General features: G+C 64.1%; 22 protein-coding genes and 1 riboswitch. Of the genes, 12 read left to right on the forward strand and 10 right to left on the reverse strand.

Annotated elements, in window-relative coordinates; translation table 11 throughout:
- Window positions 1-76: 76 nt before the first annotated feature.
- The gene (locus tag VF34_RS08435; protein WP_027497375.1) at window positions 77-631 is read right to left on the reverse strand and encodes a C40 family peptidase; all 555 of its coding nucleotides are present in this window, start codon (window positions 629-631) and stop codon (window positions 77-79) included.
- Between the two features lie 16 nt (window positions 632-647).
- Window positions 648-810: riboswitch (cyclic di-AMP (ydaO/yuaA leader) on the reverse strand.
- Between the two features lie 115 nt (window positions 811-925).
- Window positions 926-1,207 carry a hypothetical protein gene (locus VF34_RS08440; RefSeq protein WP_032374543.1) on the reverse strand — a complete coding sequence of 94 codons (282 nt, stop codon included), beginning with the start codon at window positions 1,205-1,207 and terminating at the stop codon, window positions 926-928.
- Between the two features lie 169 nt (window positions 1,208-1,376).
- Between VF34_RS08440 and VF34_RS08445 the strand changes: the two genes are divergently transcribed.
- A complete protein-coding gene (locus VF34_RS08445) occupies window positions 1,377-3,092 on the forward strand; it encodes a DEDD exonuclease domain-containing protein (protein WP_032374363.1) in 1,716 nt (571 codons plus the stop codon).
- A gap of 91 nt (window positions 3,093-3,183) precedes the next feature.
- Window positions 3,184-3,459 carry an Lrp/AsnC family transcriptional regulator gene (locus VF34_RS08450; RefSeq protein WP_032370294.1) on the forward strand — a complete coding sequence of 92 codons (276 nt, stop codon included), beginning with the start codon at window positions 3,184-3,186 and terminating at the stop codon, window positions 3,457-3,459.
- 11 nt (window positions 3,460-3,470) lie between these two features.
- Here the strand turns inward: VF34_RS08450 and trpD are convergent, their stop codons facing one another.
- Window positions 3,471-4,532, reverse strand: a complete 1,062-nt coding sequence (gene trpD, locus VF34_RS08455) for an anthranilate phosphoribosyltransferase (RefSeq protein WP_032374364.1) — start codon at window positions 4,530-4,532, stop codon at window positions 3,471-3,473.
- A 51-nt stretch (window positions 4,533-4,583) separates the two neighbouring features.
- Window positions 4,584-5,060, reverse strand: a complete 477-nt coding sequence (locus VF34_RS08460) for a hypothetical protein (RefSeq protein WP_032370292.1) — start codon at window positions 5,058-5,060, stop codon at window positions 4,584-4,586.
- A gap of 151 nt (window positions 5,061-5,211) precedes the next feature.
- Between VF34_RS08460 and ctaE the strand changes: the two genes are divergently transcribed.
- The 5 genes from ctaE (at window position 5,212) to VF34_RS08485 (ending at window position 10,333) form a co-directional block, all read left to right on the forward strand.
- Complete coding sequence (gene ctaE, locus VF34_RS08465; protein ID WP_027497380.1) at window positions 5,212-5,823, forward strand: aa3-type cytochrome oxidase subunit III; 612 nt, start codon at window positions 5,212-5,214, stop codon at window positions 5,821-5,823.
- An 83-nt stretch (window positions 5,824-5,906) separates the two neighbouring features.
- The gene (qcrC, locus tag VF34_RS08470) at window positions 5,907-6,755 is read left to right on the forward strand and encodes a cytochrome bc1 complex diheme cytochrome c subunit (protein WP_027497381.1); all 849 of its coding nucleotides are present in this window, start codon (window positions 5,907-5,909) and stop codon (window positions 6,753-6,755) included.
- Complete coding sequence (gene qcrA, locus VF34_RS08475; RefSeq protein WP_230595325.1) at window positions 6,752-7,945, forward strand: cytochrome bc1 complex Rieske iron-sulfur subunit; 1,194 nt, start codon at window positions 6,752-6,754, stop codon at window positions 7,943-7,945. Before qcrC ends, qcrA begins: the two co-directional genes overlap by 4 nt.
- Window positions 7,942-9,750: a cytochrome bc1 complex cytochrome b subunit gene (qcrB, locus tag VF34_RS08480; protein WP_032374365.1), complete on the forward strand. Its 1,809-nt coding sequence runs from the start codon at window positions 7,942-7,944 to the stop codon at window positions 9,748-9,750. Before qcrA ends, qcrB begins: the two co-directional genes overlap by 4 nt.
- Before the next feature lie 307 nt (window positions 9,751-10,057).
- Window positions 10,058-10,333 (forward strand): helix-turn-helix domain-containing protein, encoded by a 276-nt coding sequence (locus tag VF34_RS08485; protein WP_032368116.1) that lies wholly within the window; start codon window positions 10,058-10,060, stop codon window positions 10,331-10,333.
- Between the two features lie 114 nt (window positions 10,334-10,447).
- On the opposite strand, the gene VF34_RS08490 is transcribed toward VF34_RS08485, so the two are convergent.
- Window positions 10,448-10,813, reverse strand: a complete 366-nt coding sequence (locus VF34_RS08490) for a VOC family protein (protein WP_032374366.1) — start codon at window positions 10,811-10,813, stop codon at window positions 10,448-10,450.
- Between the two features lie 96 nt (window positions 10,814-10,909).
- Between VF34_RS08490 and VF34_RS08495 the strand changes: the two genes are divergently transcribed.
- Entirely contained in the window at window positions 10,910-11,875 is a 966-nt protein-coding gene (locus VF34_RS08495; protein WP_032374367.1) for a helix-turn-helix transcriptional regulator, read from the forward strand.
- Window positions 11,876-11,989: 114 nt separating this feature from the next.
- Here the strand turns inward: VF34_RS08495 and VF34_RS08500 are convergent, their stop codons facing one another.
- Window positions 11,990-12,406, reverse strand: a complete 417-nt coding sequence (locus VF34_RS08500) for a cytochrome c oxidase subunit 4 (RefSeq protein ID WP_027497386.1) — start codon at window positions 12,404-12,406, stop codon at window positions 11,990-11,992.
- Window positions 12,407-12,424: 18 nt separating this feature from the next.
- A complete protein-coding gene (ctaC, locus tag VF34_RS08505) occupies window positions 12,425-13,504 on the reverse strand; it encodes an aa3-type cytochrome oxidase subunit II (RefSeq protein ID WP_027497387.1) in 1,080 nt (359 codons plus the stop codon).
- A gap of 222 nt (window positions 13,505-13,726) precedes the next feature.
- On the opposite strand from ctaC, the gene asnB reads away from it, so the two are divergent.
- Window positions 13,727-15,655, forward strand: a complete 1,929-nt coding sequence (gene asnB / locus VF34_RS08510) for an asparagine synthase (glutamine-hydrolyzing) (RefSeq protein ID WP_032374368.1) — start codon at window positions 13,727-13,729, stop codon at window positions 15,653-15,655.
- Between the two features lie 70 nt (window positions 15,656-15,725).
- Here asnB and VF34_RS08515 read toward each other — a convergent pair whose 3' ends face one another.
- From VF34_RS08515 to VF34_RS08525, 3 genes are all read right to left on the reverse strand, one after another.
- Entirely contained in the window at window positions 15,726-16,700 is a 975-nt protein-coding gene (locus VF34_RS08515) for a carbohydrate kinase family protein (RefSeq protein ID WP_032374545.1), read from the reverse strand.
- A gap of 103 nt (window positions 16,701-16,803) precedes the next feature.
- The gene (locus tag VF34_RS08520; RefSeq protein ID WP_027497390.1) at window positions 16,804-17,169 is read right to left on the reverse strand and encodes a HesB/IscA family protein; all 366 of its coding nucleotides are present in this window, start codon (window positions 17,167-17,169) and stop codon (window positions 16,804-16,806) included.
- A gap of 60 nt (window positions 17,170-17,229) precedes the next feature.
- Window positions 17,230-18,309: a glycerate kinase family protein gene (locus VF34_RS08525; protein ID WP_032374546.1), complete on the reverse strand. Its 1,080-nt coding sequence runs from the start codon at window positions 18,307-18,309 to the stop codon at window positions 17,230-17,232.
- 100 nt (window positions 18,310-18,409) lie between these two features.
- Between VF34_RS08525 and VF34_RS08530 the strand changes: the two genes are divergently transcribed.
- The 3 genes from VF34_RS08530 to cobT are packed head-to-tail and all read left to right on the forward strand — an operon-like array spanning window position 18,410 to window position 20,723.
- Complete coding sequence (locus VF34_RS08530) at window positions 18,410-19,069, forward strand: DUF3043 domain-containing protein (protein WP_027497392.1); 660 nt, start codon at window positions 18,410-18,412, stop codon at window positions 19,067-19,069.
- 5 nt (window positions 19,070-19,074) lie between these two features.
- Window positions 19,075-19,644, forward strand: a complete 570-nt coding sequence (gene cobU, locus VF34_RS08535; protein WP_032374369.1) for a bifunctional adenosylcobinamide kinase/adenosylcobinamide-phosphate guanylyltransferase — start codon at window positions 19,075-19,077, stop codon at window positions 19,642-19,644.
- A 44-nt stretch (window positions 19,645-19,688) separates the two neighbouring features.
- Window positions 19,689-20,723, forward strand: coding sequence for a nicotinate-nucleotide--dimethylbenzimidazole phosphoribosyltransferase (gene cobT, locus VF34_RS08540; protein WP_045841258.1), 1,035 nt, complete (start codon window positions 19,689-19,691; stop codon window positions 20,721-20,723).

Below are 20,723 nucleotides of genomic sequence, written 5' to 3' on the forward strand. Positions count from 1 at the left end.
AAACGACAACAGGGCCGAACCGTCGAAACGGATCGACCCTGTCGGTCGGTACACAACTCCGGTCGGAGCGCTCGGCTCAGTAGCGTCGAGCACCGTCGAACGGCATGGAGTCCACGGGAGCAACCTTGACCGGCACGCCGGACGTGGATGCGTGCACGACGTTGCCGTCGCCGATGTACATACCCGAGTGCGAGCCGCCGTAGAACGAGACGACGTCGCCGGGCATCAGGCTGTCACGCGAGACCGGAGTGCCCGCGGCTGCCTGGTCGTAGCTCGTACGGGGCAGGCTGACGCCGGCCTGCTTGTAGGCCCACTGGATCAGGCCCGAGCAGTCGAACGAATCCGGACCCGATGCGCCGTACACGTACGGAGCGCCGATCTTGGACTCCGCTGCCTGGACGGCCTTGGCAGCCGGGGTGACCTGCGGGGCAAGGGGCGCACCCGGAGCGGGCATGCCCGGAATGTTGAGGGGAGGGAGACCCGGGATGTCAGGAATCTCGAAGGTTCCGACGCCGGGGATGGTGACTGGGGCCGCCATTGCCGGTGCAGCGGGGAGAATCACCACGCCTGCCGTGAGCGCTCCGGCTACGAGAGCTCGCCGCAATGTTCGGTTGGAAAGTTGTGACGCCACGAAAGATGGTGCTCCGTTTCTTCCACTCGTCCGCCGACCGAGTTAGCTGACGGGTTCGGGCTGGGAAGAGCAGCCCTACCCACCGGCCACCATCGGTGACTCGGCGGGATTCACCCCAGTAAATATCGGGTTCCCGGTACGAACACTCTCGCGAGTGATCGATTAGGCGGTGACTTGCGACGCCACTCCGGTTTGGACTGGCAAGACTCCGCAAGGTCTCAGGAAGGTTACGAAATGGCATACCCCTGTGTCGACCCCGACGCGCCGAACGGACCGAATTCGGCCGTGTTCTCGCTACCCGGCGCGTTGATCGCCCGGTGTGTCACGAGTCGATAACAGGGGAACATCCGCGGTGCCGTCGTCGTTCACGACGAGCTTGAGCGCGGGCACCATACCGACGTCGGCGAGCACTCCCATGGCACCGAGTTCTTCCTGCTCGAGGGTGATACGAGACGGTGAACCGACCCAGTGCCCATCCGATCTCGCGGGCATCCCGGGAGCCCCCAGAAGCACCGTCACAACGCAGTCGGCGCAGGCGATGTCACGAACCAGGCAGTCACTGCAGTCGATGATCATTGTGATCCTTGTCTCTTTGTCGCGTCGGACGGTGAAATCGGCCGATCGAACGAAAGGTAGCGCCAGCCACCGACAGGTTCCGCGACTCGACAATCGGCACCGACCGACACGATGCCCTCCGACGCCGTGTTCGGCGTTCTTGTCGGAGGTCGGCCCTAACGTCGTCGCAGTGAGCCTGCCGATCCAGCTGACGTTCGACGAACTCGACACCCCGCTTCACGCCACCACGTTCGTCGTCGTCGACCTCGAAACCACTGGTGGCAGCGCTGACACGGAGGCGATCACCGAAATCGGGGCAGTCAAGGTCAGAGGCGGCGAGATCATCGGCGAATTCGCCACCCTCGTCGACCCGGGCAGATCGATCCCGCCCTACATCGTCGAGTTGACCGGCATCACGACGGCGATGCTGATCGGGGCTCCCCGCATCGAACGCGTTCTCCCCGGCTTTCTCGAGTTCGCTCGCGGATCGGTACTGGTGGCACACAACGCCGGGTTCGACACGGGATTTCTCAAGGCCGCAGCGAGTCGACTCGACATCGCCTGGCCCCGCTTCCAGGTGCTCTGCACGGTCAAACTCGCCCGACGAGTGCTCACGCGCGACGAGGCACCCTCGGTGAAACTGTCCGCCCTGTCGACGTTGTTCAGATCCAGCACTCGGCCGACTCACCGAGCATTGGACGACGCGCGTGCCACGGTGGACGTGTTGCACGGCCTGATCGAACGAGTGGGCAACCAAGGCGTACACAGCTACGCGGAACTGGTCGACTACCTCCCTGCGGTGTCGGCGGGGCAACGAGCCAAACGCGGCCTGGCCGCACACCTGCCCGATACACCCGGCGTCTACCTCTTCCGAGGACCGTCGGACGAGGTCCTGTACGTAGGGACCTCGAACAACCTCAAGCGTCGGGTGCGCAACTACTTCACCGGTTCCGAGACACGTGGGCGAATGAAGGAGATGGTCTCGCTCGCCACTCGCGTGGACCACGTCGAATGTGCGCACGCACTCGAGGCAGGCGTCCGCGAATTACGGCTTCTCTCGGCTCACGTCCCGCCTTACAACCGCCGATCGAAGTTTCCCCGCAAAGGGTGGTGGGTCACCCTCACCGACGAAGCGTTTCCGCGTCTGTCGATCGTGCGCACTCCCGCACCCAACAGCCTCGGACCGTTCGCTGTTCGGGCGGACGCGGCGGAGGCCTCCGCACTCGCCGCAGAATTCTGTCGACTTCGTACATGCACCCGCCGGTTGGGCCGCGCGGTTCGACACGGTGACGAGTGCACCGCGACGGACGTCGGTGGCTGCCCAGCGGCGTTCTCCGGGCCCCTGACGGCCGAGGAGTACTCGGGTGCCCCGGCGAAATTTCTGGCGTTCGTGTGTGGACACGACGACGAGCTGCTGTTCGCGATGCGACGCCGCGTCGCCGAACTCGCGGACCGTGAACTGTTCGAGACAGCCGCGCGTCTCCGCGATCGAATCGCGGTGACGGTGAACGTGCTCCGCAGGATGCACCGGGCGGCCGCCGTTGCGGCCATCGCCGAGCTCGTGGCGGCCAGGCGGACGGCCGACGGTGGCTGGGAGCTGATGGTGGTGCGCTTCGGCCGCTTGGCCGGGGCAGCCGTCGCACCGCGAGGGGTGCACCCGATGCCCGTCGTCGATGCGATCACGGCGTCGGCCGAGACGGTGATGCCCGATGCGACGCCACTTCGCGGTGCGCCGCCGGAAGAGGTGAGCCTGATCGCGTCGTGGCTCCACACGGACGGAGTGCGCATCGTTCGCACCAGCAGTGGCTACTGCAGCCCTGCTCGGTCTGCGGGTTCGTGGGAGGAGTGGTGTCGAACGGCCCGAGAAGCAACGAGGCAGGAGTGGAGCCCGCGGAACGACCGATGAAGCGAGAGTGGAGTCGGCCGAGCAACTAGTGTTGTCTCGGTTGGGTCGAGCTCGCGTCGTGTGTGAGCCCGGAGATGCGTGAGGAGCACAGATGATCAATGCCATCGTCTTGATCGACGCCGAGGCCGATCTGATTCCGGAGACGGCGCAGGCCGTTGCCGATGTGGACGGTGTGTCGGAGGTGTATTCGTGCGCCGGCGACGTCGATCTGATTGCCATCGTCAAGGTGCGTGATCATGCGTCGATAGCCGAGGTCATCACGAAGCACATCAATCGTGTTCGTGGTGTTCGCAGTACGACGACTCACATTGCGTTTCAGTCGTATTCGAGTGCCGACGTCGATGCAGGATTCTCGATCGGCGAGTAGTTCGGTGTGATTCAGTCGGCCAGCGCTGTGGTGCAGCGTGCCCAGTCGGCAAGCAGGCGGGCCGCGGAACCGTTGTCGACAACCGTTGCCGCAGTTGCCAATCCGGCTTCGATTTGCTCGTGCAGGTTTCCCGAGACTCCACGATGCGCGGCCATGGCCGCGGCGGCGTTGAGTAGCACGGCGTCACGGACGGGTCCGAGTTCGCCTGCGAACACGCGATGTGCCACTGCTGCATTGAATTTCGCGTCCCCGCCTCGGAGGGCCTCGATGGGCGCCCGAGCGATTCCGTAATCGGCCGGGTCGATCGAGTCGACGGTGACGGTCCCGTCGGACACCACGTGCACGGTGGTCGTGGTGGACAGGGTGATTTCGTCGAGCCCGTCGTCACCACGGACGACGAGAACCGAACTACCGCGTCGAGCGAACACGCCGGCGACGACGGGCACCAGATTCTCGAATGCGCAGCCGATCAGTCCGGCGCGTGGGCGGCCCGGGTTGGTCAAGGGGCCCAGCACATTGAAGATCGTCGGAATGCCGATCTCCTTGCGCGCCGGACCGGAGAACCGAAGTGCGGGGTGGTGGATCGGCGCGAAGCAGAACCCGATCCCAACCTGCTCGACGCTCGACGCCACCCCGGCGGGACCCAGGGTGACCCGCACGCCCAGCGCCTCGAGCACATCGGTCGTACCACTCTTGGACGACGCTGCACGGTTACCGTGTTTGACGACGCGTATTCCGCTGGCAGCGACGACGATCGCGGCCATCGTGGAGATGTTCACCGTGTCCGCACCATCGCCGCCGGTTCCGACGACGTCCACCGCGTCACGGTCGGTCTCGACCAGAAATGCGTGCGAGAGCATGGAGTCGGCGAGACCCTCCAGTTCCGCGGGAGTGGGGCCCTTCATCTTCAGTGCCACCCCGAAGGCAGCGATCTGAGCGGCTGTGGCGTTGTCGGACATGATCTCGTCCATCACCCAGCCGGTATCGGCGCTCGACAGGTCGGCGTGCGTGGTCAACGCTCCGAGGATTCGACGCCACGTTCGCGGCTGCTCGTCACTGGTCCCTGCGGTCATGGTGGATGTGCCGTGCCCTTCTGCTGTCGATGCGCGCGGTGCGGTGGAAGCTTAGTCAGACGTGTCGGCGGGTGAGGCGGGCTGCAGCGCATCCCACCCCAGTACCGCTCCCCCACGCCGTTGCGCGAGACCCGCCATGCGAGACCTCTCCTGCGAACAGTGCAACGCGTCGAGCACCTGTACCCGCTGCAGGACCAGAGCGACACCGTCATCGACTTGCGGCCGATACCCGGTGTCGTCCGGTAGTTCGACCTGCGGACCGACCTCGTACGCATCCTGCGCCGCGACGGCTGCCGCATCGTCGACTTCGTGCGCGGGCAGCACGAGGTGATGCCGCAACAGCACCTCGGAGGACTCGATCCACGTGGGTTCTGTGTTCGCCGCCTCGTCGAGAACGGCGGAGCACGCCCGCGCGTCGTCGAAGCAGCTCGCCACTACCACCAGATCTTCGCGCGTGGGGTCCAGACGTTCCGCGGTCGACCGCGAGAACAACCGCCGAAACCACCCACCTGCACTGCTCTTTGCCATGAGGCCAGCCTTGCACGACTGGACCCTACCGGCCCGTACAGGCCCCTCCACCAGCGCGGGAACAACGGCGCGCTCGGAATCGTCCCTCCGCGACGCGCCAAGACCGGACCCGGATATGCCTTCCGTACTACGACGGGTCATACTTCTTTCTGTGACGAGCGCTGTAGGGACTCAAGGATCGGCAATCACCCAACGCGTGCACTCGCTGAACCGTCCCAATATGGTCAGCGTCGGCACGATCGTGTGGCTGTCGAGTGAACTCATGTTCTTCGCCGGGCTGTTTGCGATGTACTTCGTCGCACGCGCGCAGGCGAATGGAAACTGGCCGCCGGAGCCGACCGAGCTGAACCTCGGGCTGGCTGTTCCGGTGACGGCCGTGCTGATCGCTTCTTCGTTCACCTGCCAGCTGGGCGTGTTCGCTGCCGAGCGTGGCGACGTGTTCGGGCTTCGTCGGTGGTACATCGTCACCCTGGCAATGGGCGCGTTCTTCGTCGCCGGTCAGGGATACGAGTACTACCACCTGGTCCACGAGGGCACGACGCTCTCGAGCAGCGTGTACGGCTCGGTCTTCTACATCACGACCGGCTTCCACGGTTTGCACGTGATCGGCGGACTCATCGCCTTCGTCTTCCTGATCACCAGAACCCTGGTCAGCAAGTTCACGCCCGCGCAGGCCACCGCCGCCATCGTCGTTTCGTATTACTGGCACTTCGTCGACATCGTCTGGATTGCCCTCTTCGCGACGATCTACTTCATCCGCTAGTGACAGTCAGCAAGCCACAGATATCGAGCGAACGGATTCAGCCCCCGACGTTCGGCCCGTCCCGACACGACAAGGGATAGAAGATGAGTACATCTCCCCCAGCAGCAACCGACGACACTTCGGCCTCGAAGGCGCGACGCAAGCGTAAGACGCGTCGACGCGTCACCGGTGCACTCGTTCTGATGATGGGCCTTCTGAGCGCGGGTTTCCTCGCGTCGGCCCTGACGCCTACACCCCAGGTTGCAACAGCCGACACCGATTCGGCGGCGCTGATCCGCGAAGGCAAGCAGCTCTACGACACGTCGTGCGTGACATGCCACGGTGCCAATTTGCAGGGTGTTCAGGATCGCGGACCGAGTCTCATCGGTGTCGGTGAAGCTGCCGTCTACTTCCAGGTGTCGAGTGGCCGTATGCCGGCTGTTCGCAACGAGGCACAGGCACTGCGCAAGCCGCCGAAGTTCGACGACAAGCAGATCGACGCGCTCGGTGCTTACATCCAGGCCAACGGCGGCGGCCCGACGGTCATTCTCGACGAGAACGGTGAGGTGGCGCAGGAGTCGCTTCGCGGCGACGACATCGCCCGAGGCAGCGAGCTGTTCCGCTTGAACTGCGCGTCCTGCCACAACTTCACCGGCCAGGGCGGCGCACTGTCGTCGGGCAAGTTCGCGCCGGACCTCGGGCCTGCCAACGAGCAGGAGATCTACACCGCGATGGTCACCGGTCCGCAGAACATGCCAAAGTTCTCCGACCGTCAGCTGACGATCGAGGAGAAGTCGGACATCATCGCCTACGTCAAGTCGGCCCAGGAAACCAAGGCTGCAGGCGGCTGGGGTCTCGGTGGCTTCGGTCCCGGTACCGAGATGATCGCCCTGTGGGTTGTCGGAATCGCCGCTGTCGTCGGCGCAACATTGTGGATCGGAGCTAGATCATGAGCGACGGCGATTCCGGCCGTAAGGACGCCGACAACACCGACGGCACCAATGCCGAGGGTGTGAATCCCGACAAGAAGTACACCGACGAGGAGTTGGCAGCGCTCAGCCGGGACGAGTTGGTCGAACTCGGCACCAATCTCGACGGTGTGGATGTCGCATTCCGTCGCAATCGCTGGGCTGTGGAAGGTACTCGCGCCGAGAAGCGCGCAGAGCGCAGCGTGGCGATCTGGTTTGCCATCGCCGGCCTGTCGGCAGTCGCGTTCATCGGCGTCTACCTCTTCTGGCCTTGGCAGTACGCAGGCATCGGTGACGACAACTACAACCTGTACTCGCTGTACACGCCGCTGATCGGCGGAACGATGGGTCTTGCGATCCTCGCCGTCGGCGTCGGTGCCGTGCAGTTCACCAAGAAGTTCATCCCCGAAGAGGTCTCCATCCAGGACCGCCACGACGGAAGTTCGTCGGAAACGGACCGCAGGACGCTGGTCGCCGAGCTGGGCGATTCGCTCGACACGTCGACCATCGGACGACGCAAGGTCATCAAGCGTTCGCTTCTGTTCGGCGGCGGCGCTCTCGGCGTGATGGCACTGCTCCCCCTCGGCGGCCTCATCAAGAATCCGTGGGCCAAGGGCGAAGATTCTCCGTTGTGGGTATCCGGCTGGACGCCTCGCTACGATGGAGAGACGATCTACCTCCGACGAGACACCGGGCGACCGGAAGATGTTGTTCTCGTACGGCCCGAGGACTTGGACGCTGGTGCCATGGAAACTGTCTTCCCGTTCCGCGAGGCGGACCGCGAGAGCGAGCACGACCTGCTCATGTCACTCCGCGGTATCCGTAACGCAGTCATGCTCATCCGTTTGCGTCCCGACGACGCAAGCACGGTCATCAAGCGCAAGGGCCAGGAGAGCTACAACTACGGCGATTACTACGCCTACTCCAAGATCTGCACGCACCTGGGTTGCCCGACATCGTTGTTCGAGCAGCAGACCAACCGCATTCTCTGCCCTTGCCATCAGTCGCAGTTCAACGCGCTCGAGTACGGCAAGCCGATCTTCGGACCGGCTGCGCGCGCGCTGCCTCAGCTTCCCATCACAGTCAACGAGGAGGGTTACCTAGTGGCACAGCACGACTTCCACGAAGCACTGGGTCCCGCCTTCTGGGAACGTCGACCGGAGCGTGATTCATGAGTCCTTCACTGCAAACCCTCGCCGCCAAGCAGGCGGACGACGTAGACAGTCGTTACCACTTGGCACCAGGTTTGCGCCGCCAGATCAACAAGGTGTTCCCCACCCACTGGTCGTTCCTGCTCGGTGAGATCGCGCTGTACAGCTTCGTGATCCTGCTGATCTCCGGCGTCTTCCTCACCCTGTTCTTCGATCCTTCGCTCAGCGAGGTCGTCTACCAGGGCGCGTACACCCCGCTGAACGGCGTGACCATGTCACGTGCCTACGCGACAGCACTCGACATCTCGTTCGAGGTGCGCGGCGGTCTGTTCATGCGCCAGATCCACCACTGGGCAGCACTGATGTTCGCCGCGTCGATCATCGTGCACATGATGCGCATCTTCTTCACCGGTGCGTTCCGTCGTCCCCGTGAGGCCAACTGGGTCATCGGCTGCCTGCTGCTGATCCTGGCGATGTTCGAGGGCTTCTTCGGATACTCGCTCCCCGACGATCTGCTCTCGGGCACCGGCCTCCGCGCCGCGTTCTCCGGAATCACGATGAGCATCCCGATCGTCGGCACCTGGATGCACTGGTTGATCTTCGACGGGGACTTCCCCGGCACGATCATCATTCCTCGCCTGTACGTGGCGCACGTGCTGCTGCTACCGGCCATCATCCTGGCGCTGATCGCAGCTCACCTGGCTTTGGTCTGGTACCAGAAGCACACGCAGTTCCCCGGACCCGGTCGTACGGAAACCAACGTCGTCGGCGTTCGTATCCTCCCGGTCTTCGCCGTCAAGTCCGGCGCGTTCTTCGCCGTGACGTTCGGCGTGATCGCCGCCATGGGCGGACTGCTGCAGATCAACCCGATCTGGGCGCTCGGTCCGTACAACCCGTCTCAGGTGTCCGCAGGTTCGCAGCCCGACTTCTACATGATGTGGACCGACGGCCTGGCGCGTCTGTGGCCGGCATGGGACATCTACATCGCTGGTCGCTACACGATTCCTGCAGTCTTCTGGGTGGCCGTGATCATGGGCCTCGTCTTCACCGTGATGATTGCCTACCCATGGATCGAGAAGCGTCTCACCGGAGACAACGCACACCACAACCTGCTGCAGCGTCCCCGCGACGTGCCGGTCCGTACTGCGATCGGCGCAATGTCCATCGCCTTCTACGTCGTTCTGACGCTCTCGTGCGTCAACGACCTGATCGCGTACAAGTTCGACATCTCGCTCAATGCGATGACGTGGATCGGTCGAATCGGAGTGCTCATTGCTCCGCCGATCGCATACTTCGTCGCGTACCGGTTCTGCATCGGCCTACAGCGCAGCGACCGGGCAGTTCTCGAGCACGGCATCGAAACCGGAATCATCAAGCGACTCCCGCACGGCCAGTACGTGGAAATCCACCAGCCGCTCGGACCGGTCGATGATCACGGTCACCCGATCCCGCTCGATTACCAGGGTGCAGCGGTCCCCAAGAAGATGAACAAGCTCGGTTCTGCCGGCAAGCCCGGCTCGGGTTCACTGTTCACCCCGGACCCCGTTGCGCAGAGCAAGGCCCTCGAGGATGCACTCCACAAGGGCGAGCACGAGCAGCTGGCAATGCTTCGCAACTACCAGGCGGGCATTCTGGGCAATGGCCACTCGAACGGCAACGGCCATACCAACGGCAACGGCCATACGAACGGCAACGGCCATACGAACGGCAACGGTCACGCCAACGGCAACGGTCATTCCAATGGCCACGCCAACGGCAACGGCCATGCCAACGGGCACGAAGACACCTCGATTTCTTCGGGTCGTCAGGACAGCGATCGCGATCACTGAGTCCTGACAACGCATTCCGCTGAAGGGCGGCACCGGCAACGGTGCCGCCCTTCTTCGTGTGGTGGCGGTACTACCCGATCGACACATGTCCGGAGACGATCCGGCTGGATCTCCATCGGTCCGCGGGAGTCCTGTGAACGGAGGCCGCAACTCTCACAGGCTCCACTCCCCTCCCCCGCCCGAGGACTGCCGATTCAGAGCGCGGTAAATGCTCGACTCGGAGCCGGCACTCACCTGCTGGTAGCCCGCAGACCCATCGGTGACGAGCATCGGCCCGGTCGGTCTCGACCGGTATTAGTATCGGTGTATGGTCCGTATCCCACTCAGTCCCGGTGAACTCGCGCGTGGTGCTCGCTTGGGCACAGCTTTGCGCCGTTTCCGGGGTAGCCGGACCATGACCGAGGTTTCCGACGCCGCCGGCATCTCCGTCGAAACGCTCAGAAAAATCGAGACCGGGCGTATCGCAACCCCGGCATTCTTTACCGTCGCCGCACTGTGCACTGCGTTGGAGATCTCACTCGATGCACTGCTCGAATCCACGGCGGATGCGTCGTCGACCCTGCGGGAGGCAGACGCGTCCTGACTGGTTCGGATCCGCGCCGTGGTCTTCCGGGACGTTCATGCGTTCCAGTCCATGACGAAAGACCGGGGTGCGGCCGGTCTCTCACCGACCCGCAGTAGGTAGGCGTGGTGCTTCTCAGTCGATCGGCGAGACCCTGATGAGGTTGCCGTCGGGGTCCGCGATCACGAAAGTGCGGCCGAAGACGGCGTCGTGTGGCTTCTGCACTACGGCAACTCCTTTCGCGACCCAATCGGTGAATATGTCGTCGACTGCTTCCGAGGGGCCGGGCACCATGAGTCCGATCTCGCTCATGCGGAGTGTGCTCGGTACAGAGTGCTCGGCGTAGCCCGTCCACAACGCGAGCAGTACACCGGGGGCAACGTCGAAAGCAACATAGTGGGGACTGGTGAAAGTCGGTTCGATCTCGAACAGGTCGCTGTAGAAGGCGGTGGCGGCCTGGGTCTCCCGGACGCCGATCAAGAACAGGTTCGGTGCAGGCATGGAGGGCTCCTCGAGTGGATGTCGTATCGATACCGAACCATCCAATCGCCTCATCGCGACAGAACCTGTCACCTTTTTCTGCCAACATCGGTCCGCATGAAGGCTTCGAGGCTGCTGCATATCTTGCTGCTCCTACAGACCCGTCAGCGCATGACAACTACCGAGCTCTCCGACCGTCTGGAAGTGTCTCGGCGCACTGTGCCGCGAGACGTCGAGGCGCTCTCGGCGGCTGGTGTGCCCGTCTATGCCGAACGCGGACGGAACGGCGGGATTGTCTTGCTCCCCAATGCACGACTCAACGCATCCCATCTGGATCCACCAGAACTCGAGGCCCTCTCCATAGCCGGTTTGGACAGCGCGCAGCTCGAACGTTTGGGGCTGTCTGCGGTATGGGAGTCGGCCGCGCGCAAGATCGCCGCCCGGCAGGCTGCGGCACCGGATATACCGGGCATGCTGGGTCTGGCGGACCTGGTACTGGTCGACAGCACCGCATGGTTCGCCGACTCGGAAACAGCGATCGACGTATCGGACCTGGCCTCGACACTTCGACGCCGACGACGACTGCAAATCCAGTACCGGCGTAGCGCCGAGAATCAGGCCTCGACGCGGGTGGTCGACCCGTACGGGATCGTAGCGAAATCAGGTCGCTGGTATCTCGTCGCCGACGACCAGGGAGACGGTCGACTGTTCGCGCTGGAACGGCTCTCGACCTACGAACAACTCGCCGCACCAGCTGCTGTTCAACCCGGGGAAACCCTCCGCACGAAATGGGCAGCGTTGAAAGGTCGCACCGAGAGACGAGGTCACGTGAGCGTCACCGTCCGCCTGCCGGAGAAAGGCCTCGACCTGGCTCGACGGGTACTCGCCGGTCGCATCCACGAGGTCTCCGCCGCGAAAGACGGCTGGTGCACCGTCGTCGTCCGCTATCCCGATATCGAGTCGGTACGTCAACTACTTCAATTCGGCGATCACATCGAAGTACTCACACCAGCCGCAGCTCGCGAACGCATCGGTCAGCTCGCCACAGTTCTGGCCGAAAAGCACTCGACCCCCGCCGGCTGACCCGGTCGGAATGCCCCTGCACTCGAGCGATGTCCCCGGTGTGCACGTTCCAGCACAGAAAAGGGCCCCGATCGCTCTCGTGAACGATCGGGGCCCTTTTCGGGTGTCTACAGGTCAGTGGCGTTCGGCACCGATGTGGTACTCGAAGACCAATCCAGCGGCCGAGGCGATGACGCACACGACGCCCAGAGCAATCAACCAGGGCTGGAAGAAGGCAAAGCCCAGAGCGGTGATCGACGCCGCCACGGCCAGCACGAACGGCCAGAAGCTGCCGGGGCTGAAAAAGCCCAGGTCGCCTGCGCCGTCACTTACCTCGGCGTCGTCGAAGTCTTCGGGCCGAGTGTCGAGCCGTCGCGCGACGAATCGGAAGTAAGTTCCGACGATCAGCGTCAGGCCGACCGACAGGAAGATCGCCGTGACGCCTGCCCACTCGACGCCGGTTCGGCTCAATCCTGTGAACAGCGCATACACGATGCCGACCAGGAGGAAGAAGACCGTGAGGATCTCGAAGATCTTCGCTTCGATTTTCATATCAGCATGCTTCCTTGGTCAGTTGCCTTCGGCGACGGTGGCGGTACGGACGGTGCGATCGGTCTCGAACGGCGAGGTGCTGGTCGCGAGCGGGCTCTCGCCGATGGCTTCCAGTGCCTGCGCGTTGGTCAGCGCTTCGCCACCCTCGGACAACGGCTTGCGCAGCTCGATGTACTGCTCGAACTTGTCCGGGGACACGGCGCGAACCTCGAAGTTCATCATCGAGTGGAACGTGCCGCACATCTCCGTGCATCGACCGACGAACGAACCTTCGCGCTCGATTTCGCTGATCTGGAACACGTTGTCGGAATGGTTCTCCTCGGGGTTGGGGAGAACGTCACGCTTGAACAAGAACTCCGGAACCCAGAACCCGTGGATGACGTCCGAGGATGCCAGCACGAATTCGATGCGCTTTCCGGTGGGAAGGACGAGCACCGGAATCTCGGCGCTGGAACCGACCGTTTCGATCTTGTTGTAGTGCAGGTAGGACAGATCCTGGGGAATGGCACCGTGGATCGCGCCGGGCACGAACTCGCCGTCCTCGCTACCCTCGGCGCCTTCGCCGGGAGTTGCGGCGGCTTCTGCGGCGGCCTGCTCCTCTTCGTCGGTGCCCTCGTACTTGGCGGCACCGTCCTTGAGGTCGATCGTCCGGTATCCGAACTTCCAATTCCACTGGTATGCGGTCACGTCGACCTGGACGTCGGGATCTGCCTGCTTCTCGTCGACGTAGTTCTGCACCACGACGGTGAAGTAGAAGAGCACGGCGATGATCACGAACGGAACCGCCGTGTAGAACAGCTCGAGCGGAACGTTGTACGCGGTCTGACGCGGGAACTCCGGGGAGCTCTTCTTCTTACGGTGGAAGAGCACCACCCAGAAGATCAAGACCCACACGACGATGCCCATGACCAGGGCGGCGATGACCGACCAGGTCCACAGGTCGCCGATGCGTCGTCCCTGCGGAGTGACGCCCGAGGCGAAACCGAAATTGAGTACGTTGTCACTGCTGATGGAACAGCCCGACAGCATCAACGCGGCTACACCGAGAAATGCTGTCAGCCCCGCTCGCCGAAGGATCCGACTATGCGCCACGTTCACGCCTTCCTGATTGCCCACCACTGAAGAATAAGGGCTTCCACATGGAGATGCCCGAGTACTACGCAGCGTAGACCAAAGCTGACGCGGAGCCACCCTTGGGTCGTTACCTAGGTTCGAGCGTGTCTGCGGCATACTCGGTTGCTGATCGACCGTCCCGCTGACGACACGCGGAGATCCGGCCCCCGGCATTGTCCCCAACTGCGAGAAGAGGTAGCAGACGCTGTGTGTGGACTGCTCGGAGTACTGACATCTCACGGAACGACCGCCGCCGGCGTCGAGCTGGTGAGCTCGGCGACTCACTGCATGCGCCATCGAGGCCCGGACGAGCCCGGTGGCACCTGGCACGACGACGACGTCGTATACGGCTTCAATCGACTCTCGTTCATCGACATCGAACACTCGCATCAGCCGATGCGGTGGGGACCTCCGGGTTCACCCGACCGGTACGCGTTGGTGTTCAACGGCGAGATCTACAACTACCTCGAGTTGCGTGCGGAGCTCGCGCGCGATCACGGTGCAGAATTCGCCACCGAAGGTGACAGCGAGTCGATCGTCGCGGCATTTCACTACTGGGGCGCTTCCGCCGTGCAACGTCTGCGAGGAATGTTCGCCTTCGCCATCTGGGACACCGAGACTCGCGAGATGTTCATCGCGCGCGATCCCTTCGGCATCAAGCCGTTGTTCTACGCCACGGGCCCGGGTGGAACCGCGTTCGGCAGTGAGAAGAAGAGCGTTCTCGACCTGATGGAGCTGCTGGGCGTCGATCTCGACCTCGACCCGCGGGCCATCGAGCACTACACCGTGCTTCAGTACGTCCCGGAACCGGAGACGCTGCACGCGGGGATCAGGCGGCTCGAGTCGGGTTGCTACGCCACCCTCTCCCCCGGTACGCCGCCGAAGATCACCCGATACTTCACACCGACGTTCCCGGTGAAGCCTTTCGCTCCCGGCAGCGAGAAGGCTCGCTACCAGGAGATTGCCGAGGCGCTCGAAGATTCGGTCGCCAAGCACATGCGAGCCGACGTGACCGTCGGTTCCTTCCTCTCGGGCGGCATCGATTCCACGGCCATCGCGGCACTGGCGATTCGACACAATCCGAACTTGATCACCTTCACGACCGGCTTCGAGCGCGAGGGTTACTCCGAGGTCGACGTTGCAGCGGAGTCGGCAGCCGCGATAGGTGCTCGGCACATCGTGAAAGTGGTCGGACCGGAAGAGTTCGCGGCGTCCATTCCCGAGATCGTCTGGTACCTGGACGACCCGGTGGCCGATCCGGCGCTCGTACCGCTCTACTTCGTCGCCAAAGAAGCTCGCAAACACGTCAAGGTCGTGCTGTCCGGAGAGGGTGCGGACGAACTGTTCGGCGGCTACACCATCTACCGCGAGCCGCTGTCGTTGAAGCCGTTCGAGTCTCTACCCGCATTTCTACGCCGCGCAGCCGGATCGTTGAGCGAGCGCATTCCCGAAGGCACGCGCGGCAAGAGCTTGCTGCACCGAGGATCGATGACCCTCGAGGAGCGCTACTACGGCAACGCACGCAGCTTCAACGACGCGCAGTTGCGATCGGTGCTGCGTGAGTTCCGTTCGGAGTGGACGCATCAGGACGTCACCGCGCCCATCTACGCGCAGTCGCAGGGGTGGGATCCCGTAGCTCGTATGCAGCATTTGGACCTGTTCACCTGGCTTCGTGGCGACATTCTGGTCAAGGCCGACAAGATCACCATGGCGAACTCGCTCGAGCTGCGCGTCCCGTTCCTCGATTCCGAGGTCTATCGCGTGGCAGAGAAGTTGCCACTGGAGCAGAAGATCACCAAGAGCACTACCAAATACGCGCTGCGCCAGGCGCTGGAAGGCATCGTTCCCGGTCATGTTCTGCACCGCGCCAAGCTCGGTTTTCCGGTGCCACTGCGCCACTGGCTGCGCGGTACCGAACTCTTCGACTGGGCTCACCAGCAGATCGCCGAGTCACAGACCGATCACCTTCTGAACAAGGCCGCCATCGTCGCCATGCTCGACGACCATCGGGCAGGCAAATCGGATCACAGCCGTCGCCTGTGGACGCTGCTCATCTTCATGGTGTGGCACGGGATCTTCGTGGAGAAGCGCATCGTGCCGCAGATCGCCGAACCGGAGTACCCGGTCAACATCTGACGTGAGGCTTACCGTGCCCGTCTCACCCATCCTCTGCGGATGGGTGAGACGGGCACGGTAAGCCTGAGACTCAGGCGGGCAGCAACGCGCCGATCTCCTCGCCGGCTTCGGCACCGTACGCCGCGCTCAAGCGCTTGATCGCGTCGTCGCGGTTGAGACTCCATTCCTGCGTTCCGGTGGTCTCGAGGACCAGCACGGCTACCAGAGAACCGAGTTGAGCAGCTCGTTCGATGCTCGCTCCGGCGAGGTGGCCGGTGAGGAACCCGGCACGGAACCCGTCGCCCACTCCGGTGGGATCGACCTTGCTCGTCTCGGGCACGACACCGATGTGGGTATGCTTCCCGCCCTTTTCGACGATATCCACGCCCCGCTTGCCCAGCGTGGTGACCCGCAGGTCCACCTTGTCCGCGATATCGGCGTCGGACATCCCGGTCTTCTGCTTGAGCAGTGCCCATTCGTATTCGTTGGTGAACAGGTAGGCCGCCCCGTCGATCAGGTCGGTGGCCTGTGCGGCGTCGAGTCGCGCGAGTTGCTGGGACGGGTCGGCGGCAAAGGGAACACCTGCCGCGCGGCACTGGTCCGTGTGGGCGGTCATCGCATCCGGATCGTTGGCCCCGATCAGCACGAGATCGAGCTCGTGCTGTGCGGCCAGCGCGTCGATGGAGATGTCGCGGGCTTCGCTCATGGCACCGGGATAGAACGACGCGATCTGCGCCATGTCCTCGTCGGTGGTGCAGACGAAGCGTGCTGTGTGCGCGGTGGCAGACACACTGACGCCACTGCAGTCGACTCCGTGCTCTTCGAGCCAGGTCCGATACTCGGCGAAGTCCGGCCCCACGGCTCCGACGAGGAGCGGAGAGCCGCCGAGGACCCCGAGTGCGTAGGCGATGTTTCCGCCCACTCCCCCTTTACGGATGACCAGGTCGTCCACCAGGAAGCTCAGCGAAATGTTCGCGAGCTGATCGGCGACGATCTGCTCGGCGAACCGACCGGGGAATCGCATCAGATGGTCGGTTGCAATCGAGCCGGATACCGCGAGAGTCACGAAGAAGAGCCTTTCGGAGTGAAGTTCTGGATGACCGACGAGCAGACACGACTGTGACCGATACACGAATACGTGTATCGGTCACAGTCGAGAGCGAGTCAGCTCAGTTGAACGAGTCGCCGCACGCGCACGATCCGGTCGCGTTCGGGTTGTCGATCGTGAAGCCCTGCTTCTCGATCGTGTCCACGAAGTCGATGGATGCACCCTCCACGTAGGGAGCGCTCATCCGGTCGACTGCGAGGGTGACGCCGCCGAAGTCGACCGCGAGGTCGCCGTCGAGGCTTCGGTCGTCGAAGAAAAGCTGATAACGCAGTCCTGCACACCCACCGGGCTGTACAGCAATGCGCAGCGCGAGGTCGTCGCGGCCCTCTTGATCCAGCAACGCCTTGGCCTTGGCCGAAGCGGTCTCCGTCATGGTGACCTTGTGCGCCGTGGTTTCGGTCGTTGTGGTCTCATTCGAAACGGTCATGGGCTCTCCCTATCAGTCGTACCAAACCCGTGAACAAACTCAACCGTACTCCGGGTTGCTCTATTCCTTGCGCGCGCCGCCCCTGTTCGAGGGCCCGGCAACAGCACTGCTCGCCACGTGCGCGGCCAGCTTTTCGAGCTGATTGGCCGCATCGGTCATGGCCACCTCCACAGACCCGGCGAACTCGCTGATCGAGTGAGCGGCCGAGATACCGGCCGACGCCAAGTCGTCCTTGCTCAACGTCACCTGGCCGGCGAGCACCACGGTCTCGATTCCGGTGGCACCGCCTGCAGCGGCGATTCTGGTCACCAACTTGCCTCGCAGCGACTGCGAATCGAACTTTCCCTCGCCGGTCAGCACAAGGTCGACGGAGTCCAGGAGTTCCCGCTGACCGGTTCGTTCCGCCACGACGGCAGCACCCGGCACCTGCCTGCCACCGAGCGCGAACAGGGCGGCCCCCATCCCGCCCGCGGCACCCGCACCGTGACGGTCTGCCACATCGTGGCCCGCAGCCGACAGAACGGCAGCCCAGTCGGCGTTCAGTTCTTCGAGTCGCTCGACCGTCTCGGTGTCGGCGCCCTTCTGCGGCCCGAACACCCGAGCAGCACCGGCATCGCCGAGCAGGGGGTTCTCCACGTCCGACGCGGCGACGAGGTCGATTCCCGAGAACCGTTCGATTGCCGACCCCAGCCCGCCGAGTGCGCGGATCATCGCTCGTCCACCGTCGGTGCAACTGCTTCCGCCGAGTCCGACCACGATCGACGTGGCGCCACTCTTCAACGCCTCGCTCAGCAGCTGTCCGACGCCGTAGCTGTTCGCCTTCAGCGCCGACTGCGGAGTCAGTGGACCGTCGACGAGGTGCAGCCCGCAGGCCTGAGCAGATTCGATGTACGCCACCGTCCCGTCGAGCAGCCAGCGGGCCTGCACCGGCGTCCCGAGCGGTCCGTCCACGTCGGCGCCGTGGATTGTGCCGATGCGCGAGGCCAGTACCTCGACGAACCCCGGTCCACCGTCGGATTGGGGGGCCAGTTCCAGCTCGTCACCGCTCCGGACGCCCGCCCATCCTCTGGCAATGGCGGCGGCTGCATCTGCGGCAGTCAGGGTGTCCCCGAAGGAGTCCGGCGCAATCATCACTCGCATTCCCGGAAGTGTAGGACCGCAGTGCCCGAACAGCATCCCGCGCTGCGCCGCTGACCTGGCCGGTGTTCGAGTGCCTCCGCTCATCCCATACTCTGGTTGCGTGAAGCTGCTACGCCGTGGAAACTCTGACAATTCGGACGGACAGGACTCGAACGAGCCCGAGTCGACTGTGTCCGCCGGCGAGGCGACCTCGCCGGTGTCTCTCGGCAAAGGCCGACCGACCCCCAAGCGCCGTGACGCCGAGGCCCGCCGCCGCGGGCCGGTCGCTCCGGCTCCCCTGACGAGCAAAGAGGCACGAGAGCGCCGCAAGGCGAACAAGGGCAGCAAGGAAGACCGTAAGGCTGCCTCGAACGAACGGCGTGCAGCAGCTGCGGAGCGTCGGGCGCGCATGCTTGCGGGCGACGACAAGTATCTGCTGCCTCGCGACAAGGGCCCGGTGCGTGCCTACGTTCGCGACATCGTCGATGCGCGGCGCAATCTTGTCGGCTTGTTCATGCCGCTCGCTCTCATTCTCATCTTTGCGCTGTTCCTGCAGCCGCAGGTACAGCAGTACGTCACTCTCGGCATGTTCGTGATGATGCTGTTCATGGTCGGCGAGGGCATCTACCTCGGCAAGATGATCAACAACCGCATTCGCGTCCGGTTCCCCGACACTCCCGACGGCGGCTTCAAGATCGGCTGGTACGCCTTCGTACGGGCGTCGCAGATTCGGAAGATGCGTGCCCCCAAGCCGCGAGTGAGCGCCGGCGAGGCCGTCTGACGTCGGTGGCCGTGCCGTCTCGAACGCTCGTCCTCGGCGGAGCCAGATCCGGTAAGTCCGCGCACGCAGAATCGTTGGTCACGACCCGCCCGGTCCGCTACGTCGCGACCGGACAGCGCGATGCGTCGGACGAAGACTGGCAGCAGCGCATCGAACTCCATCGTGCGTCGCGTCCGCCCGAGTGGACCACGGTCGAAACCGTCACCGGGCTGGCGACGGTGGTGGCTCAGCCCTGGGGCGGCACCACGATGGTCGACGATCTGGGTACCTGGCTCACGGGAATGCTCGACGACGCAGCGGCCTGGGACCTGCCTCGCGGGACGATTGCTCCGGCCGTGGACGACTTGGTCTCAGCGGTCTCGGACTGCAGGTCGACTCTCGTGATCGTCAGCCCCGAGGTCGGCATGTCCGTGGTTCCCGAGTCGCGTTCCGGTCGACTGTTCCGTGACGAGCTCGGTGTCCTCAATGCGCGTCTCGCGCACGTGTGTGACAGGGTTCTGCTGGTCGTCGCGGGCCTCGCGCTGACCCTCAAAGAACCACCGGCGGATTCCCTGACCGCGAAAGGCCCAGTGTGACAACTCCTGTGGACGAGATTCCGGCACCCTCACCGTTTCGAGCGGTGCCTTCGCCGTCCGATTCCGCGCGGTACGAAGCTGCCGAGCGGCAAGGTCGGTTGACCAAGCCGGCCGGTAGCCTCGGCCGTCTCGAGACGCTCGGCGAGTGGATCGCCGCCTGCCAAGACGTCAGTCCGCCGAAGTCCTTCGAGCGCGTCCGTGTCGTCGTCTTCGCCGGCGACCACGGCGTCGCCGCTCATGGAGTGTCCGCCTACCCGCCCGAGGTCACGGCGCAGATGGTCGAGAACATTCGCGCGGGCGGTGCTGCGGTCAACGTCCTCGCGACCATCGCCGGGGCCACTGTTCGAGTGGTCGACATCGCTGTCGACGCCGACACCGATCCGTCGGTGTCCACCTTCAAGATTCGGCGCTCGAGTGGTTCCATCGACCGCGAGGACGCACTGAGCGAGGACGAGGTGCGCGCCGCCGTCGCCGCCGGCGCTGCCATCGCGGACGAGGAGGTAGACGCCGGTGCGGATCTTCTCGTCGCAGGCGACATGGGCATCGGAAACACCACGCCCGCAACCGTATTGATCGCCACCCTCACCGATACCGAACCGGTCGCTGCCGTCGGCCGCGGCACCGGAATCGACGACGCCGGGTGGATCAGGAAGACCGCTGCGATCCGGGACGCGATGCGGCGGGCTCGGCCGGTCGCCAAGAATCCCACCGACCTGCTGCGGGTGGCCGGTAGTGCCGACATCGCCGCCCTCGCCGGCTTCCTCGCCCAGGCGGCCCATCGTCGTACCCCGGTGATCCTGGACGGTCTCGTCGTCACAGCAGCAGCATTGGTGGCGGAAGACGGTGCGGCCGGTGCCAGTGCCTGGTGGGTCGCCGGGCATCGTTCGGCCGAGCCCGCCCATTCACTTGCCTTGCGGCACTTGCGACTCGAGCCGTTGGTGGAGCTGTCGATGCGACTCGGTGAAGGCTCCGGCGCGTTGGCGGCGTTGCCGCTCGTTCGTGCGGGAGTCGACACGTTGAATTCGATGGCGACGTTCGCCGACGCCGGCGTCAGCACCGGCGACCCCGAAGTCCGCTGA

Source organism: Rhodococcus sp. PML026, from assembly GCF_000963615.1.
Taxonomy (GTDB): domain Bacteria; phylum Actinomycetota; class Actinomycetes; order Mycobacteriales; family Mycobacteriaceae; genus Rhodococcoides; species Rhodococcoides fascians.